A 15,307-nucleotide genomic window follows, 5' to 3' on the forward strand; every position below is an offset into this window, starting at 1 on the left:
CATGTCCGGGTTTATTTCACTGCCTGGCGTCGATCAATGCAGAATCTGACTCAGGAACAGCTTCGTACGCTCGTTCTGCGGGTTGTCAAAGAAGTCGTTCGGCGCGGCCTGTTCGACGATTTCACCCTTGTCCATGAAGATCACGCGGTTGGCCACGGTACGGGCGAAGCCCATTTCGTGGGTCACGCAGAGCATGGTCATGCCGTCTTCGGCCAGGCCGATCATGGTGTCCAGAACCTCTTTCACCATCTCCGGGTCGAGTGCCGACGTCGGTTCGTCGAACAGCATGATTTTCGGTTTCATGCACAGGGCACGGGCAATCGCCACGCGCTGTTGCTGACCACCGGACAGTTGCCCCGGGTATTTATGCGCCTGCTCTGGAATGCGTACGCGTTCCAGGTAATGCATGGCGATTTCTTCGGCCTTGCGCTTGGGCATCTTGCGTACCCACATCGGCGCCAGGGTGCAGTTCTGCAGGATGGTCAGGTGCGGGAACAGGTTGAAGTGCTGGAACACCATGCCGACTTCACGACGGATCGCTTCGATCTGCTTGAGGTCGTTGGTCAGTTCCACGCCATCGACCACGATACGGCCCTGCTGGTGTTCTTCCAGGCGATTGAGGCAACGGATGGTGGTGGATTTGCCGGAACCCGACGGACCGCACAGCACGATACGCTCGCCCTGCTTGACGTTCAGATTGATGTCTTTCAACACGTGGAACTGGCCGTACCACTTGTTTACGCCCTGCATCTGAATAATGCCTTGAGGACTCACAGGCTGTTTGATCGCTTCACTCATAAACTACGCTCCTAACGCTTGTGGCCAGTGTCCAGCTTGCGTTCCAAATGCATGGAATAGCGGGACATACCAAAACAGAAAATCCAGAACACCAGGGCCGCGAACACATAGCCTTCAGTGGCCATGCCCAGCCATTTCGGGTCGGCGGCGGCTTGCTTGACGCTGTTGAGCAAGTCGAACAGGCCGATGATGATCACCAGGCTCGTGTCCTTGAACAGCGCAATGAAGGTGTTGACGATGCCAGGAATTACCAGCTTCAGGGCTTGCGGCAAAATCACCAGGCCCATGCTGCGCCAGTAACCGAGGCCCATCGCCGCAGCCGCTTCGTACTGACCTTTAGGGATCGCTTGCAGACCGCCACGCACCACCTCGGCGATGTACGCCGACTGGAACAGGATCACGCCGATCAACGCCCGCAGCAATTTGTCGAAGTTCATGCCTTCGGGCAGGAACAACGGCAACATCACCGACGACATGAACAGCACCGTGATCAACGGCACACCGCGCCAGAACTCGATGAAGGTCACGCAGACCACCCGAATCGCCGGCATGTTCGAACGACGGCCCAGGGCCAGCACGATACCCAGCGGCAGTGCGCCGACGATACCGACGGTAGCGATCACCAGGGTCAGCATCAGGCCGCCCCACTGGCTGGTCGCCACCTGGCTCAGACCGAATACGCCACCGTGCAGCAGGAGGTAGGCAATGATCGGATAGAGCACCAGAAAGCTCAGGCCGTAGATTGCCTTGTGCGGAACACGTGCAATGAACAACGGCGCTACGCCAATCACCGCCAACCACACGGTCAGGTCCACGCGCCAGCGCAAGTCCACCGGGTAGTAGCCATACATGAACTGGCCGAAGCGCTGCTCAATGAACACCCAGCAGGCGCCGGCCTTGGTGCAATCGGCGCGGGTGGTGCCGACCCAATTGGCGTCGAGGATCGCCCAGCTCACGAGAGGCGGAACTATCAGGTAAATCAGATAGAACGCGAACAGCGTCAGCAGGGTGTTGATCCAGCTGGAAAACATGTGCGCCCGCATCCACGCCACGACACCGATGCTGCTGCTCGGTGGAGGCATGTCGGGTTTGAAAGTATGAGTCGTCATGCGCTCTTCCTTACCGCTCGATCAGCGCAATGCGCTTGTTGTACCAGTTCATCAGCAGGGAAATGCTGATACTGATCGCCAGGTACACGCTCATGGTGATGGCAATGACTTCGATCGCCTGTCCGGTCTGGTTCAGCACCGTACCGGCAAACAACGACACCATCTCCGGATAACCGATACCGGCCGCCAGCGAGGAGTTTTTCGCCAGGTTCAGGTATTGGCTGGTCAGCGGCGGAATGATCACGCGCAGGGCTTGCGGGATGATCACCTTGCGCAGGGTCGGACCGTTGCGCAGCCCCAGCGAGTGAGCCGCTTCGGTCTGGCCGTGGCTGACCGACTTGATGCCCGAACGCACGATTTCGGCGATGAACGCCGCGGTGTACACCGTCAGGGCCAGGGTCAGTGCCAGCAGTTCAGGGATCAGCACCCAGCCGCCTACAAAGTTGAAACCTTGCAACTGTGGCATTTCCCAATGCAGCGGCGCGCCGAAGATCAATGCGCACAACGCAGGGATCACCAGGAACATCGCCAGGCCTACCCAGAATTTGTGGAACGGTACGCCGGTCTCTTCGAAACGCTTGTTGGCCCAGCGGCACATCAGCACGATCGCGACAATGGCCACGACGATACTCGCCACAAACGGCCAGAAACCGTTCGCTATCAACGCTGCCGGCATGTTCAGGCCGCGGCTGCTGACGAAGAAGGTGTCGCCGAAGTTATGGCTATTGCGCGGCCCTGGCATGGTGAGGAACACCGCGAAGTACCAGAACAAGATTTGCAGCAACGGCGGAATGTTACGGAAGACCTCGACATAAACCGTCGCCATCTTGGCAATGATCCAGTTCTTCGACAGCCGTGCCACACCGACGATGAAACCGAGGATCGTCGCCAGGATCACGCCGATGAACGTCACCAGCAAGGTGTTGAGCAGGCCGATGACAAACACCCGGGCATAACTGTCCGATTCGGTGTAGTCGATCAGGTGCTGAGCGATGCCGAAACCGGCGCTGCGCTCAAGAAAACTAAAACCGGAGGTAATGCCCCGGTGTTGCAGGTTGGTTTGAGTGTTGTCGAACAGGTACCAACCCATCCCGACCACGGCGAGAACCGTAATGATCTGAAACAGCCACGCACGCACTCGCGGATCGCTGAGGCTGAACCTCTGCTTTGGTGCGCCGATTGAATTTTGCATGAAGTGCCCCGGAAATAATGGAACAGAACATCACCCGGTGGTTGGCCCACCGGGTGATAGAACCATCAGCGCACTGGTGGTGCGTATTGAATGCCGCCGTTGGTCCACAGGGCGTTCAAGCCACGGTCGATTTCCAGCGGAGTGCCCTTGCCGAGGTTTTTCTCAAAGACTTCGCCGTAGTTACCGACTTGCTTGACGATTTTCACCACCCAGTCTTTCGGCAGCTTCAGATCCTTGCCGTACTCACCGTCGGCGCCCAGCAGACGAGCAACGTCCGGGTTCTTGGTCGACTTGGCTTCTGCCTCGACGTTTTTCGAAGAGATACCGGCCTCTTCGGCGTTGAGCATCGCGTAGCCAACCCAACGAACGATTGCCAGCCACTCATCGTCGCCGTTACGCACGACCGGCCCCAAAGGCTCTTTGGAGATGGTTTCAGGCAGCACGATGTAATCTTTCGGCGAGGCCAGTTTGCTGCGCTGTGCATACAACTGGGACTTGTCGGAGGTCAGCACGTCGCAACGACCGGATTCCAGCGACTTGGCGCTTTCATCGGAAGTGTCGAAGGTGATCGGGGTGTACTTCAGGCCGTTGGCGCGGAAGTAGTCGGACACGTTCAGCTCGGTGGTGGTACCGGCTTGAATACAGATGGTCGCGCCGTCCAGCTCCTTGGCACTTTTCACGCCCAGCTTGCTGTTGGCCAGGAAGCCTACGCCGTCGTAATAGGTAATGAAGCCAGGAAACTTCAGGCCCATGCCCGCGTCACGGGAACTGGTCATGGTGGAGTTGCGCGACAGCATGTCGATTTCGCCGGATTGCAGAGCAGTGAAACGCTCCTTGGCATTCAACTGGCTGAATTTGACCTTGGTCGCATCACCAAACACTGCAGCAGCGACAGCACGGCAGAAGTCAGCATCGATGCCAACGATCTTGCCGGTAGAGTCCGGAACCGAGAAACCCGGCAAACCATCGCTCACACCGCACTGTACAAAACCTTTCTTCTGCACTGCATCCAGGGTTGCACCCGCCTGAGCGAACCCACTGACACCGAGCACTGCAGCTGCAGTCACGATGGCCAGGGTGGATTTCAACATCTTCATTCAAACCTCCAGTTTTGCTCTTGTTGTGTCGGAGCTTGAGCCCTGTCGCACCCTTTTGAGGCGTTGCTGACCCTTGTTGGCTTTTTTTAGGGTCAACCGACGTAAGGACCGTCGCTATGAGTCTAGTAGGAGAAAATCCACATTATGGACAACTCACTTCTCACCAATCGGCCGAACGGGCTGTAGCCCTTTCACGTTCGCGAAGCCCGTAGCGGCCACTGGCGAACATCCATCACCGGATTCTTTGCTATCCCACGACCAGCCATACACTGATAGTGTTACCGCCAGGCATGAGATTGGTTGCACAGGGTTCCCCATAGCAAAGCTCGTACCAGACCGCTCACTAAAGCGATTCAGCGACAGGTCAATAGCAAAACTTTCAACCTTGCGACATCTTCTTAACTGATAAACCGGTTGCGCACTCGAACCTCGCACACAATGAGAGCGCACGCACAACAATGGAGCAGACATGACCGAGCCCCTGATTCTTCAACCCGTCAAGCCCGCAGACGCCTGCGTAATCTGGCTGCACGGGCTGGGTGCCGACCGCTACGATTTTTTGCCGGTAGCTGAAGCGCTACAGGAAAACCTGCTCACTACCCGTTTCGTTTTGCCCCAGGCCCCGACTCGCGCCGTCACCATTAATGGTGGCTACGAGATGCCAAGCTGGTACGACATATTGGCCATGAGCCCGGCACGCGCCATCAGCCGCGAGCAGTTGGAGGAGTCCGCGCAACGGGTCGTGGATTTGATTGAAGTGCAGAAGGCCAGCGGAATAGACGCCTCGCGGATCTTTCTCGCCGGTTTTTCCCAGGGCGGCGCCGTGGTTTTGCACACAGCCTTCCTGAAATGGCAGGGAGCGCTGGGCGGCGTGCTTGCGCTCTCGACTTATGCCCCGACATTCAGCGATGAACTGGAGCTTTCCGCTAGCCAGCAGCGCATTCCCGTGCTGTCGTTGCATGGTCAGTATGATGACGTCGTGCAAAACTCCATGGGCCGGACCGCCTACGAGTATTTAAAGCAGCATGGTGTCACCGTGACATGGCAGGAATACCCAATGGGCCACGAAGTGTTACCCGAAGAAATTCGCGACATCGGCGTCTGGCTCGCCGAGCGTTTGCGCTAAAAGCTACCCTTTGATCCATCGCACTACGCCGCGCCCGATTCTTGCATTACACTGGCCGGCGTACATTCCTTAACCAATTGATGAGATGACCGTGCTCAAAGCACTCAAGAAAATGTTCGGTAAAAGCGAGGCTGAGCAGCTCGCGCCAGGCTCCAGCGCTCCTTCTCATACCCCCAGCCACCGTACCGACGGTAATCAGCCTGGCCGGACCGCAACCGTAGCGGCACCGAAACACGAGCCGGTGACCACACCGACCGCCCCCTCTGCTCCGGCCATTGCCTCTGAACAGCCGCGCAGCGAAGCCCCGAAACCGGCAAAACCACGCCGCGAACCGAAGCCAAAGGCGCCGGTCATCCCCTGGAAACTCGAAGACTTCGTCGTCGAACCCCAGGAAGGCAAAACCCGCTTCCACGATTTCAAACTCGCCCCCGAGCTGATGCACGCCATTCAGGACCTGGGCTTTCCCTATTGCACGCCGATCCAGGCACAGGTGCTTGGCTTCACCCTCGCGGGCAAAGACGCCATCGGTCGTGCCCAGACCGGTACCGGCAAGACCGCCGCGTTCCTGATTTCGATCATCACGCAGCTGCTGCAAACCCCGCCGCCCAAAGAACGCTACATGGGTGAACCGCGAGCACTGATCATCGCCCCGACCCGGGAACTGGTAGTGCAAATCGCCAAGGACGCGGCCGACCTGACCAAGTACACCGGCCTCAACGTCATGACGTTTGTCGGCGGCATGGACTTCGACAAGCAGCTCAAGCACCTCGAAGCCCGTCACTGCGACATCCTCGTGGCCACTCCGGGCCGCTTGCTCGACTTCAACCAGCGCGGCGACGTGCACCTGGACATGGTCGAAGTCATGGTGCTGGACGAAGCCGACCGGATGCTCGACATGGGTTTCATCCCGCAAGTGCGTCAGATCATTCGCCAGACTCCACCGAAGAACGAGCGTCAGACGCTGCTGTTCTCCGCAACCTTCACCGACGACGTGATGAACCTGGCCAAGCAATGGACCACCGACCCGTCGATCGTCGAGATCGAAGCGCAGAACGTGGCCAGCGAAAACGTCGAGCAACACATCTACGCGGTGGCCGGCGCCGACAAATACAAACTGCTCTATAACCTGGTCAACGATAACGGCTGGGAACGGGTGATGGTCTTCGCCAACCGCAAGGACGAAGTGCGGCGCATCGAAGAACGCCTGGTGCGCGATGGCGTCAACGCGGCGCAACTGTCTGGCGATGTGCCGCAGCACAAGCGCATCAAGACCCTGGAAGGTTTCCGCGAAGGCAAGATCCGCGTGCTGGTCGCCACCGATGTGGCCGGTCGCGGCATTCACATCGACGGCATCAGCCACGTGATCAACTTCACCCTGCCGGAAGTCCCGGACGACTACGTGCATCGCATCGGTCGTACCGGTCGTGCCGGCGCCGATGGCGTGTCCATCAGCTTTGCCGGTGAAGACGATTCCTACCAGCTACCGTCCATCGAGGCGCTGCTGGGTCGCAAGATCAGTTGTGAAACGCCACCGACGCATCTGCTGCGGGCGGTTGAGCGCAAGCGCCCGTAACGCGGGCCGCAGAATAAAAGGCGCAGCCGGAAACGGACTGCGCTTTTTTTTCGTCCGGTTTTTTCAACAGGAGCTTGCTCGAGACAACTAAAAGTCCATAATGGACAAATTAGTTTACTTTCAGCACCCGGAGCCGACCATGCCCAGCACGCCTTACGTGATTACCCAACCCCAGGCCCGCGAACTGCTGGCGCAAGTCGACGTGCCGCAGATCCTGCGCAAGCTGTTCCGCGACCTGGCCGCCGGGCAAGCCGTGCAACCGGCGCAGCAGTTAGTGGAGTTCCCGAAAGGTGCCGGGGACTTCATCAACTACTTGGGCGTGCTGGCTGAAGACGGCGTGTATGGCGTCAAGACATCGCCCTACATCGTGCGTGAGCAAGGCCCATTGGTGACCGCCTGGACGCTGTTGATGTCGATGCAGACCGGCCAGCCGCTGCTGCTCTGCGATGCCGGTGAACTGACCACGGCACGCACCGCAGCGACGACGGCGGTGGCGGTCGATGCCCTCGCCCCGCTCAAGGCCCAACGCCTGGCAATCATCGGCAGCGGCAAGGTGGCCCAGGCGCACCTGCACTATGTGAAGAACCTGCGAGACTGGCAAAGCATCAGCCTGTATTCGCCGAGTCTGCGCGGCAAGAACACCGAAGCGTTGGCGCAACTCGAAAGCCTCGATCCACGACTGACCCTCGCCGACAGTTGCGACAACGCGATACAAGACGCCGACGTGATCATGCTTTGTACTTCGTCCGCCGGCCCGGTGATCGACCCGTCCATGTTGAGCAAACCGGCACTGATCACGTCCATCAGCACCAATGCTCCGCGTGCCCATGAAGTGCCGCCGCAGAGCCTCAATGACATGCAGGTATTCTGCGACTATCGCCAGACCACCCCGGGCTCGGCCGGCGAAATGCTGATCGCCGGTGAACAGCATGGCTGGGACAAGCGCTCGATAGTCGGCGACCTGCCCGACTTGCTCAGCGGAAAAGTGCAGCGCCCGGACTACGACCGACCTGTGTTTTTCCGCTCCATCGGCCTGGGCCTGGAAGACATCGCACTGGCCAATGCCATTTACCACTTGCAGCAATAACACCACGCCCTCCGGGTCATCGATAACAATGGCATTTACGCCCCATCAGGAGACGTTCATGAGCCAGGCAGATTTCATCATTATCGGCGGCGGGATTGCCGGTGCTTCCACCGGTTTCTGGCTGTCGCAGCACGGACGGGTGATTGTGCTCGAGCGCGAATCCCATCCGGCCTATCACTCCACCGGACGCTCGGCGGCGCTCTACACCGCCGCCTACGGCACGCCCCAGGTTCGGGCATTGACCCTGGCCAGCCGCGATTTCTTCGATTCACCACCGCCCGGTTTCTGCGAACACCCGTTGCTGACCCCGCGCGGTGAGATGACCGTCGACTTCACTGGCGATCCGGCCGAGCTGAACAATCAATACCTGAGCGCCAAAGCCACCGTGCCGCAGATGCAACTGCTCAGCGCCGACGAAGCCTTTGCGCGTCTGCCGATCCTGCGTCGGGAAAAAGTCCATGGCGCGATCTACGACCCGACCGCCAGCGACATCGATACCGATGCCCTGCACCAAGGCTATCTGCGCGGTATCCGGCGCAATAAAGGCGAGGTGCATACCGACAGTGAAGTTCTGAGCCTGACCCGGGATGCCGAAGGGCTGTGGCAGGTTCAAACCGCCACTCAGACCTTCAGCGCCCCGATCATCATCAATGCCGCCGGCGCCTGGGCCGACAAGGTTGGCGAGCTGGCCGGGGCACGGCCTCTGGGCCTGCAACCCAAGCGTCGGGCAGCCTTTATCTTCGCCGGCCCCGAGGGCCTGGATAGCCATGACTGGCCAATGCTGGTCAGTCTCGATGAATCGTTCTACATGAAACCCGACGCCGGCATGTTCCTCGGCTCACCGGCCAACGCCGACCCGGTGGAGCCGCACGACGTGCAGCCCGAAGAACTGGACATCGCCATGGGCATCTACCAGATCGAAGAGGCCACCACCCTGACCATCCGCCGCCCGACCCGCACCTGGGCCGGCTTGCGCAGTTTCGTGCACGACGGGGATTTGCTGTCCGGCTTCGATCAACGCGTACCGGGCCTGTTCTGGGTGGCGGGACAAGGTGGCTACGGCATCCAGACGTCACCGGCCATGGGCCAGGCCAGTGCTGCACTGGTACGCGGCGAAACCTTGCCCGAACAGCTCACCCGTTTCGGTCTGGACGCCGCGATGCTCTCCCCCGCCCGCCTGGGTTGATCCTGATCCTCAGGTGACGTGCCCACACGATTGCGGCAAACTTCCAGTGCCCCTTTTTAAAGGGGCACTGACGCTGGCCTGGAGTTCCACTGTATGAACGCACCTGAAAAAAACTCGGCCCTGGACAATGTGTCCATGGACAACTTCCGCGCGATTGCCGATGCCATCGCCACGTTGTTCTTCCCTCACGCCGAGGTGGTGCTGCACGACCTGCGCACGCAAAAGGTCGATTACATCGCCAACAACCTGTCCAAACGGGAAATCGGTGACGACTCGTCGCTGGAGGACATGCTCAGCGAAGAGGTCAGTGAACGAAACATCGGGCCGTACGAAAAGCTCAACTGGGACGGCCAGAAGATTCGCAGCCTCAGCAGCGTGCTGCGCGACAGCGAAGGGCAACCGCTGGCAGTGCTGTGCATCAACCTGAATATCTCGTTGTTCGAGAACGCGAAAGCGGCGCTGGATTTGTTCCTGTCGCCGACCAAGCTGATTCCGCAACCGGATTCACTGTTTCGCGATGACTGGCAGGAACGGATCAACACTTTTCTGCATGCCTGGCTGCGCGAGCGCCAGTTGAGCCTGAATGTGCTGACCCGCGACCACAAACGCGAACTGGTGCTGGCGCTGCACGCCGAAGGCGCCTTCAAAGGCAAAAGCGCCTCCAACTACGTGGCCAATGTGCTGAACATGGGCCGGGCGACGGTGTACAAGCATTTGAAGGAATTGAAGGGCTGAAAATCAAAAGATCGCAGGCTGAGCCAGCTCCAGAGAAATGTGGTCCTCTTTAGGAGCTGCCGAAGGCTGCGATCTTTTTCCGATCAATCGCCGTAGATGTCGGACTTGAAGTATTTCTCCGAAATCTTCTGGTATTCGCCACTGGCGCGAATGCCGTCGATGGCCGCGTTCAGCTCACTGACCAACTCGGTGTTGCCCTTGCGCACGGCAATCCCGGCGCCCTCACCCACGAATTTCGGATCCTTGAGTTCCGGCCCGACAAAGGCGTAACCCTTGCCGCGCGGCATGGACAGGAAATCACTCAATGGAATGGTGTCGGCAAAAATGGCATCGAGGCGACCGGCAGCCAGGTCCATGTAGATTTCTTCGTTGTTGCCGTAACGCTTGACGTTGATGCCCTTCGGTTCGAAAACCTCGGTGGCGTAACGGTCGGTAGTGGTTGCGCGTTGTACGCCGACTGTCTTGCCCTTGAGGCTGGCGTACTGGTCATCGACCGCCGCGCCTTCCTTCATCACCAGTCGCGATGAGGTGAAATAGTACTTGTGGGTGAAATCCACCGACTTCTTACGGTCTTCATTGATGGTCATGGACGACAGCGCCATGTCGATTTTCTTCACTTTCAGGGAAGGAATCAGACCGTCGAATTCGCCTTCGACCCACACACACTTGACCTTCATCTGCGCGCACAGGGCGTTGCCGATGTCGTAGTCGAAACCGACAATTTCACCTTTGTCGGTTTTCGATGCGAACGGCGGATAGGCCGCTTCAATACCGATGCGCAGGCTTTTCTCGGCAGCGAACACGCTACTGCACGCCAACAGGCTCAGGGCCAGACCGGTGATGAGGGGGAATTTCTTCATGTTCGTTCTCTCGCGGGTTGTTGTTGGTTTGGCAAGACAGAAGAAAAAGCTGAAACAGGGAACGCCTTTTTTGTACTTATAAATCCATACTGGACTTTTATGTATTAACCGTCAATCGGGCGCATACAGATCTTCCAGCCTCTGGTCGGGAGGGGAATCAGTGGATTTTTGGGTGATGCAGAAGGCCTCTTCGCGGACAAGTCGGACCGCGAAGGCGTATTCGAAAGCACTAGAGGAATTACTGCTTCCAGCGATCCGCCGCCGCATGATCGCTGTCACGCCCTTCAACCCAGCGCGCGCCATCACTGGTGTTTTCTTTCTTCCAGAATGGCGCGCGGGTTTTCAGGTAGTCCATGACAAAGGCGCAGGCATCGAACGCTGCCTGACGGTGCGCGCTGGCGGCACCGACGAAGACGATCGGCTCGCCCGGCTCCAGCGCGCCGATGCGATGCAGCACTTCCAGCTTCAACAGCGGCCAGCGCTGCTCGGCCTCCGCGGCAATCTTGCCCAGGGCTTTTTCGGTCATGCCCGGGTAGTGCTCCAGAAACATCCCGGCGACATCGAGGCCGTCATTGAAGTCGCGTACGTAGCCGACAAAACTCACCACCGCACCGACGCCCACATTGGCCGCATGCATGGCGTTGACTTCAGCGCCCGGATCGAACGGCGTGGGCTGCACACGAATCGCCATGGCTCAGCCCCCGGTCACGGTTGGAAAGAAAGCCACTTCATCGCCATCGCCGACCGGCTCATCGAGCTGGCAGAGGTCTTCATTGCGGGCGCACATCAGGTTCTGCTCGCTCAACACCTCGGCGCCTTCACGTTGGGCCAGCAGTGCACGCACATCGTCGACCGTGGCGAAATCACCTTCTACCTTTACCGAATCCACGCCGAGCGCCTCACGGTAACGGGCAAAAAACTTCACGGTCACGTTCATGGCTGCTCCGCCTGAAAATGGCCGCTCTTGCCGCCGAGTTTTTCCAGCAGCCGCACGCTCTCGATGGTCATGCCGCGGTCCACGGCCTTGCACATGTCATAGATGGTCAACGCCGCGACACTGGCGGCGGTCAGCGCTTCCATCTCGACGCCGGTCTGCCCGGACAACTTGCAGCGCGCCACGATGCGCACGGTGTCGTCGCCTTCGGCAGTGAGTTCGACCTTGACGCCGGTGAGCATCAACGGATGGCACAGAGGAATCAGATCGCTGGTTTTCTTCGCCGCCTGGATACCGGCGATCCGCGCCACGGCGAACACATCACCCTTGGGATGGCCGCCGCTGACGATCAATTGCAGGGTTTCGGGCAGCATGCGCACCAGCGCTTGGGCCGTCGCTTCGCGGAACGTCACGGCTTTTTCGGTGACGTCGACCATATTGGCGCGACCTTGGGAATCGAGATGAGTCAGCACAGCGTTACTCCTGATCAGGAGCATCGATTGTAAACCTGCGGGTCAATTTTCCGCACGCTCGATTATCGAATCACGCTCCCACAGGATTTTTTGTCGAGCACAAAAAAACCGGGCGACTTTGAGGTCGCCCGGTTCTGTGGTGAGGGTTACAGATGCGATTCGGCGTATTCGGCCAGAATCGAACGTGGCACCCCTTGCAGGGTGATGTGTACACCGTTGGGGAAGTCTTTGAAGCGTTCGGTCAGGTACGTCAGCCCGGAGCTGGTCGCGGACAGGTAAGGGGTGTCGATCTGCGCCAGGTTGCCCAGGCACACCACTTTGGAACCGGCGCCAGCACGGGTGATGATGGTTTTCATCTGGTGCGGCGTGAGGTTCTGGCATTCATCGATCAGGATCAGACTCTGCTGGAAGCTACGGCCTCGAATGTAGTTGAGGGATTTGAACTGCAACGGCACTTTGCTGAGGATGTAGTCGACGCTGCCATGGGTGTTTTCGTCATCCATGTGCAAGGCTTCGAGGTTGTCGGTGATGGCGCCCAGCCAAGGCTCCATCTTTTCCGCTTCGGTGCCGGGCAGGAAACCGATTTCCTGATCGAGCCCCTGCACGCTGCGAGTGGCAATGATGCGCCGGTAGCGCTTGCTGACCATGGTCTGCTCGATGGCCGCTGCCAGGGCCAGGATGGTTTTGCCGGAACCGGCCGCGCCGGACAGGTTCACCAGATGAATGTCCGGATCGAGCAAGGCGTACAGCGCCAGGCTTTGATAGATGTCACGTGGTTTCAGGCCCCAGGCTTCCTGGTGCAACAGAGGCTCCTGATGCAGGTCGAGGATCAATAACTTGTCGACCTGGATTTCCTTGATCCAGCCGACAAAGCCCTGTTCGTCGATGATGAACTCGTTAACGTGCACGGCAGGCAGGTTGTCGATCAGCTGCACCTGATGCCAGGTGCGACCATGATCCTGCCGGGTTTCGACTTTACTCACCCGGTCCCAGAAGGAGCCGGTCATGTTGTGGTAACCGTTGGGCAGCAACGAAACGTCGTCGACCAGTTGGTCGGTACTGTAGTCCTCGGCCGCGATCCCACAAGCCCGGGCCTTGAGGCGCATGTTGATATCTTTTGTGACCAGCACCACGGGCAGTTTTGCATCACGCGCGCGCCGGTCGATCAGCTGGTTGATGATGATGTTGTCGTTCAGGTGCTCGGGCAGAATGATGTTCGGCTCGGCACGCTTGCTCATCAGAATTGACAGCAAGCCCTTGGGCCCACCCTTGCCACGCTGGATCGGAACGCCGAGTTCGACGTCTTCGGGGCTGGCATCGCCCAGGGTCTTGTCGATCAGCCGAATGGCCTGACGGCATTCCGCTGCAACGCTATGAGGCCCGCTCTTGAGCTTGTCCAGCTCTTCAAGCACGGTCATCGGGATCGCGACGTGGTGTTCTTCGAAGTTAAGCAGGGCGTTTGGATCGTGAATCAATACGTTGGTATCGAGTACATAAAGGATTGGCTGGTTGGAAGGGCTACGTCCGTGATCATCCATACTCGGTCACCTTTGTGGGAGCCAGTCGACGCAATACCATGACAGTGCTGCGCCTCGAAGTGGCCACCGAAATCACCTGCTCAGACTCAAGTGATTGCAACCCAAACGGAGTCTTGGAAGACGCCACCTGTGTTGCAGGTTTCGGCGGTCTGTCTTCGTAATACTCCAAAACACATGACAGAAAAAAGCACTTTGACGTTTTTTTGAAGTTTATTTTTCAGAATGACCAATAGCACTTGGCGGACTGCCAGCACCCCGCTAAAGTCGGAAGTCCGCCTGCATCGAAATCTCCTCCAAAAACGTCCCTGCCCCAATGTTTACGGGCTTTCCCCGTTTCAGCGAAACGCGTCCTGACAGTTTTCCCAACCGATCCCGCTTGGCGCCGTTTGCGTGATGAGCCAAGGTATCGCGGTTTTCAGCGCGTCCTGCTTCACATTGAAGTTGATCACCCCGTGCCGCCACAGCAGCATCAGGGTCAGCACCCGTTGCGCACTCTGGCTGCCCTTGAGCTTGCCGGCGCCGTCCTGGGCATCGATGTCCCACAATGCCACCTGCAAACCCTGAGACCTGAAGAAGCCTTCAGCATCGGACCGACGCTGGCCATCGGGCGGACGAAACAGCGGCACGTAATTCTCCGGCAGCTTGCCCTTGACCAGCTCGGCGCTGCGCCGCACCGAGTCCTGCCAGTCTTGCCAGTGGCTGTGGGAACGGAACTCCCAACCCTGCACACCAACGCATTGCTGCGAATAGGTCCCTTGCAGGCTGGTCGCCGAACCTTCTGCCAGACGGGCCTGGATGTCCTTGCCGAGGACGAAGAACGTCGCGCTCATGTTCGATTTGCGCAGGTACTCGGTGACCCAGGCAGTGTTATCCGGCACGGCATTGGCGGCGCTGTCGAAAGTCAGCAGGAACAGGCGATCATTCATGGCATCGCCATTGCGCTCATAGTCGCCAAAACGATCGACTTCGCTGCTGGTCTGCGGGAACAGCGCGGCCTTGCGCAATTGCTCATCGAGGTACTGGGCGTGGAACAACCGGCTCGGCTCGGCCCACTTGATGTAGTAGCTGTCGTTGCTGATCTGAAACTTGGCCGCTTGCTCTCGCAAGGTATCCATGTCCTCGACCAGGAAACAGAAAGAGGCATCCTGATCGCAACTCTGCTGGGCGAAGTTGTAGTTGCTCAGCAACCGCTGCCACATGCGCTGGCGCAGCTGGTTGACCGACTCCAGATTGACGGTGCGCAGGCCCAGGCGTTGAGCCAGGCTCGCTTCATCGAGCGATTCGCTGGCGAGCAGGACGCGGGCGAACATGAGGATTTCGGCCCGGGAGGCAACGTCGAACAGGGTCGGGTTGCTGAGCTGCTCAGGCCAGGTGCTTCGATCCAGCGTCGCCACATCGCCCGGCGTCGCCTGGGCGCCGAAGCTCAACAGTGTGGCGAAGAATAGAAAAACGATACGCAATGGGATGTCTCCATAACAAAACCCGCGCGGCACTATATCCCGAGAAGATCAAAAGATCGCAGCCTCGCTTCGCTCGACAGCTCCTACAGATGCCGGTGCACCGTAGGAGCTGTCGAGCGAAGCGAGGCTGCGATCTTGT

At 58.8% G+C, this 15,307-nt stretch carries 15 protein-coding genes; 5 read left to right on the forward strand and 10 right to left on the reverse strand.

All coding sequences use genetic code 11. From position 1 onward, the window contains the following. Nucleotides 1–33 precede the first annotated feature (33 nt). The 4 genes from LOY36_RS23355 to LOY36_RS23370 all read right to left on the reverse strand — a co-directional run bounded on the left by LOY36_RS23355 (nt 34) and on the right by LOY36_RS23370 (nt 4,196). Complete coding sequence (locus LOY36_RS23355) at nt 34–798, reverse strand: amino acid ABC transporter ATP-binding protein (RefSeq protein WP_007936266.1); 765 nt, start codon at nt 796–798, stop codon at nt 34–36. An 11-nt stretch (nt 799–809) separates the two neighbouring features. After that, a complete protein-coding gene (locus tag LOY36_RS23360) occupies nt 810–1,907 on the reverse strand; it encodes an amino acid ABC transporter permease (protein ID WP_018927108.1) in 1,098 nt (365 codons plus the stop codon). A gap of 10 nt (nt 1,908–1,917) precedes the next feature. Then, nucleotides 1,918–3,099 carry an amino acid ABC transporter permease gene (locus LOY36_RS23365; RefSeq protein WP_018927109.1) on the reverse strand — a complete coding sequence of 394 codons (1,182 nt, stop codon included), beginning with the start codon at nt 3,097–3,099 and terminating at the stop codon, nt 1,918–1,920. A 65-nt stretch (nt 3,100–3,164) separates the two neighbouring features. Beyond that, complete coding sequence (locus tag LOY36_RS23370) at nt 3,165–4,196, reverse strand: amino acid ABC transporter substrate-binding protein (protein ID WP_019647733.1); 1,032 nt, start codon at nt 4,194–4,196, stop codon at nt 3,165–3,167. A gap of 469 nt (nt 4,197–4,665) precedes the next feature. On the opposite strand from LOY36_RS23370, the gene LOY36_RS23375 reads away from it, so the two are divergent. The 5 genes from LOY36_RS23375 (at nt 4,666) to LOY36_RS23395 (ending at nt 9,903) form a co-directional block, all read left to right on the forward strand. Further along, nucleotides 4,666–5,322: an alpha/beta hydrolase gene (locus tag LOY36_RS23375; protein WP_258671104.1), complete on the forward strand. Its 657-nt coding sequence runs from the start codon at nt 4,666–4,668 to the stop codon at nt 5,320–5,322. A gap of 85 nt (nt 5,323–5,407) precedes the next feature. Next, nucleotides 5,408–6,895 carry an ATP-dependent RNA helicase RhlB gene (rhlB, locus tag LOY36_RS23380; protein WP_018927112.1) on the forward strand — a complete coding sequence of 496 codons (1,488 nt, stop codon included), beginning with the start codon at nt 5,408–5,410 and terminating at the stop codon, nt 6,893–6,895. Between the two features lie 139 nt (nt 6,896–7,034). Beyond that, entirely contained in the window at nt 7,035–7,982 is a 948-nt protein-coding gene (locus LOY36_RS23385; RefSeq protein ID WP_258671105.1) for an ornithine cyclodeaminase family protein, read from the forward strand. 58 nt (nt 7,983–8,040) lie between these two features. Beyond that, nucleotides 8,041–9,168 carry an FAD-binding oxidoreductase gene (locus LOY36_RS23390; protein ID WP_258671106.1) on the forward strand — a complete coding sequence of 376 codons (1,128 nt, stop codon included), beginning with the start codon at nt 8,041–8,043 and terminating at the stop codon, nt 9,166–9,168. A 93-nt stretch (nt 9,169–9,261) separates the two neighbouring features. After that, entirely contained in the window at nt 9,262–9,903 is a 642-nt protein-coding gene (locus LOY36_RS23395) for a transcriptional regulator (RefSeq protein WP_018927115.1), read from the forward strand. Nucleotides 9,904–9,986: 83 nt separating this feature from the next. On the opposite strand, the gene LOY36_RS23400 is transcribed toward LOY36_RS23395, so the two are convergent. The 6 genes from LOY36_RS23400 to LOY36_RS23425 all read right to left on the reverse strand — a co-directional run bounded on the left by LOY36_RS23400 (nt 9,987) and on the right by LOY36_RS23425 (nt 15,168). Further along, nucleotides 9,987–10,763 (reverse strand): ABC transporter substrate-binding protein, encoded by a 777-nt coding sequence (locus LOY36_RS23400; protein ID WP_258671107.1) that lies wholly within the window; start codon nt 10,761–10,763, stop codon nt 9,987–9,989. Between the two features lie 238 nt (nt 10,764–11,001). After that, complete coding sequence (moaE, locus tag LOY36_RS23405) at nt 11,002–11,454, reverse strand: molybdopterin synthase catalytic subunit MoaE (RefSeq protein ID WP_018927117.1); 453 nt, start codon at nt 11,452–11,454, stop codon at nt 11,002–11,004. Between the two features lie 3 nt (nt 11,455–11,457). Further along, the gene (moaD, locus tag LOY36_RS23410) at nt 11,458–11,700 is read right to left on the reverse strand and encodes a molybdopterin converting factor subunit 1 (RefSeq protein WP_018927118.1); all 243 of its coding nucleotides are present in this window, start codon (nt 11,698–11,700) and stop codon (nt 11,458–11,460) included. Further along, the gene (gene moaC, locus LOY36_RS23415; RefSeq protein WP_258671108.1) at nt 11,697–12,170 is read right to left on the reverse strand and encodes a cyclic pyranopterin monophosphate synthase MoaC; all 474 of its coding nucleotides are present in this window, start codon (nt 12,168–12,170) and stop codon (nt 11,697–11,699) included. Before moaC ends, moaD begins: the two co-directional genes overlap by 4 nt. Before the next feature lie 146 nt (nt 12,171–12,316). Further along, the gene (locus LOY36_RS23420; RefSeq protein ID WP_258671109.1) at nt 12,317–13,708 is read right to left on the reverse strand and encodes a PhoH family protein; all 1,392 of its coding nucleotides are present in this window, start codon (nt 13,706–13,708) and stop codon (nt 12,317–12,319) included. Between the two features lie 335 nt (nt 13,709–14,043). After that, complete coding sequence (locus LOY36_RS23425) at nt 14,044–15,168, reverse strand: polysaccharide deacetylase family protein (protein ID WP_258671110.1); 1,125 nt, start codon at nt 15,166–15,168, stop codon at nt 14,044–14,046. Nucleotides 15,169–15,307: the final 139 nt, after the last annotated feature.

It is taken from the genome of Pseudomonas sp. B21-019, assembly GCF_024749225.1.
GTDB lineage: Bacteria > Pseudomonadota > Gammaproteobacteria > Pseudomonadales > Pseudomonadaceae > Aquipseudomonas.

Coding starts and splice junctions, on each gene's coding strand:
- LOY36_RS23355 (WP_007936266.1), bottom strand. CDS start 798: ATGAGTGAAGCGATCAAACAGCCTGTGAGTCCTCAAGGCATTATTCAG.
- LOY36_RS23360 (WP_018927108.1), bottom strand. CDS start 1,907: ATGACGACTCATACTTTCAAACCCGACATGCCTCCACCGAGCAGCAGC.
- LOY36_RS23365 (WP_018927109.1), bottom strand. CDS start 3,099: ATGCAAAATTCAATCGGCGCACCAAAGCAGAGGTTCAGCCTCAGCGAT.
- LOY36_RS23370 (WP_019647733.1), bottom strand. CDS start 4,196: ATGAAGATGTTGAAATCCACCCTGGCCATCGTGACTGCAGCTGCAGTG.
- LOY36_RS23375 (WP_258671104.1), top strand. CDS start 4,666: ATGACCGAGCCCCTGATTCTTCAACCCGTCAAGCCCGCAGACGCCTGC.
- rhlB (WP_018927112.1), top strand. CDS start 5,408: ATGACCGTGCTCAAAGCACTCAAGAAAATGTTCGGTAAAAGCGAGGCT.
- LOY36_RS23385 (WP_258671105.1), top strand. CDS start 7,035: ATGCCCAGCACGCCTTACGTGATTACCCAACCCCAGGCCCGCGAACTG.
- LOY36_RS23390 (WP_258671106.1), top strand. CDS start 8,041: ATGAGCCAGGCAGATTTCATCATTATCGGCGGCGGGATTGCCGGTGCT.
- LOY36_RS23395 (WP_018927115.1), top strand. CDS start 9,262: ATGAACGCACCTGAAAAAAACTCGGCCCTGGACAATGTGTCCATGGAC.
- LOY36_RS23400 (WP_258671107.1), bottom strand. CDS start 10,763: ATGAAGAAATTCCCCCTCATCACCGGTCTGGCCCTGAGCCTGTTGGCG.
- moaE (WP_018927117.1), bottom strand. CDS start 11,454: ATGGCGATTCGTGTGCAGCCCACGCCGTTCGATCCGGGCGCTGAAGTC.
- moaD (WP_018927118.1), bottom strand. CDS start 11,700: ATGAACGTGACCGTGAAGTTTTTTGCCCGTTACCGTGAGGCGCTCGGC.
- LOY36_RS23420 (WP_258671109.1), bottom strand. CDS start 13,708: ATGGATGATCACGGACGTAGCCCTTCCAACCAGCCAATCCTTTATGTA.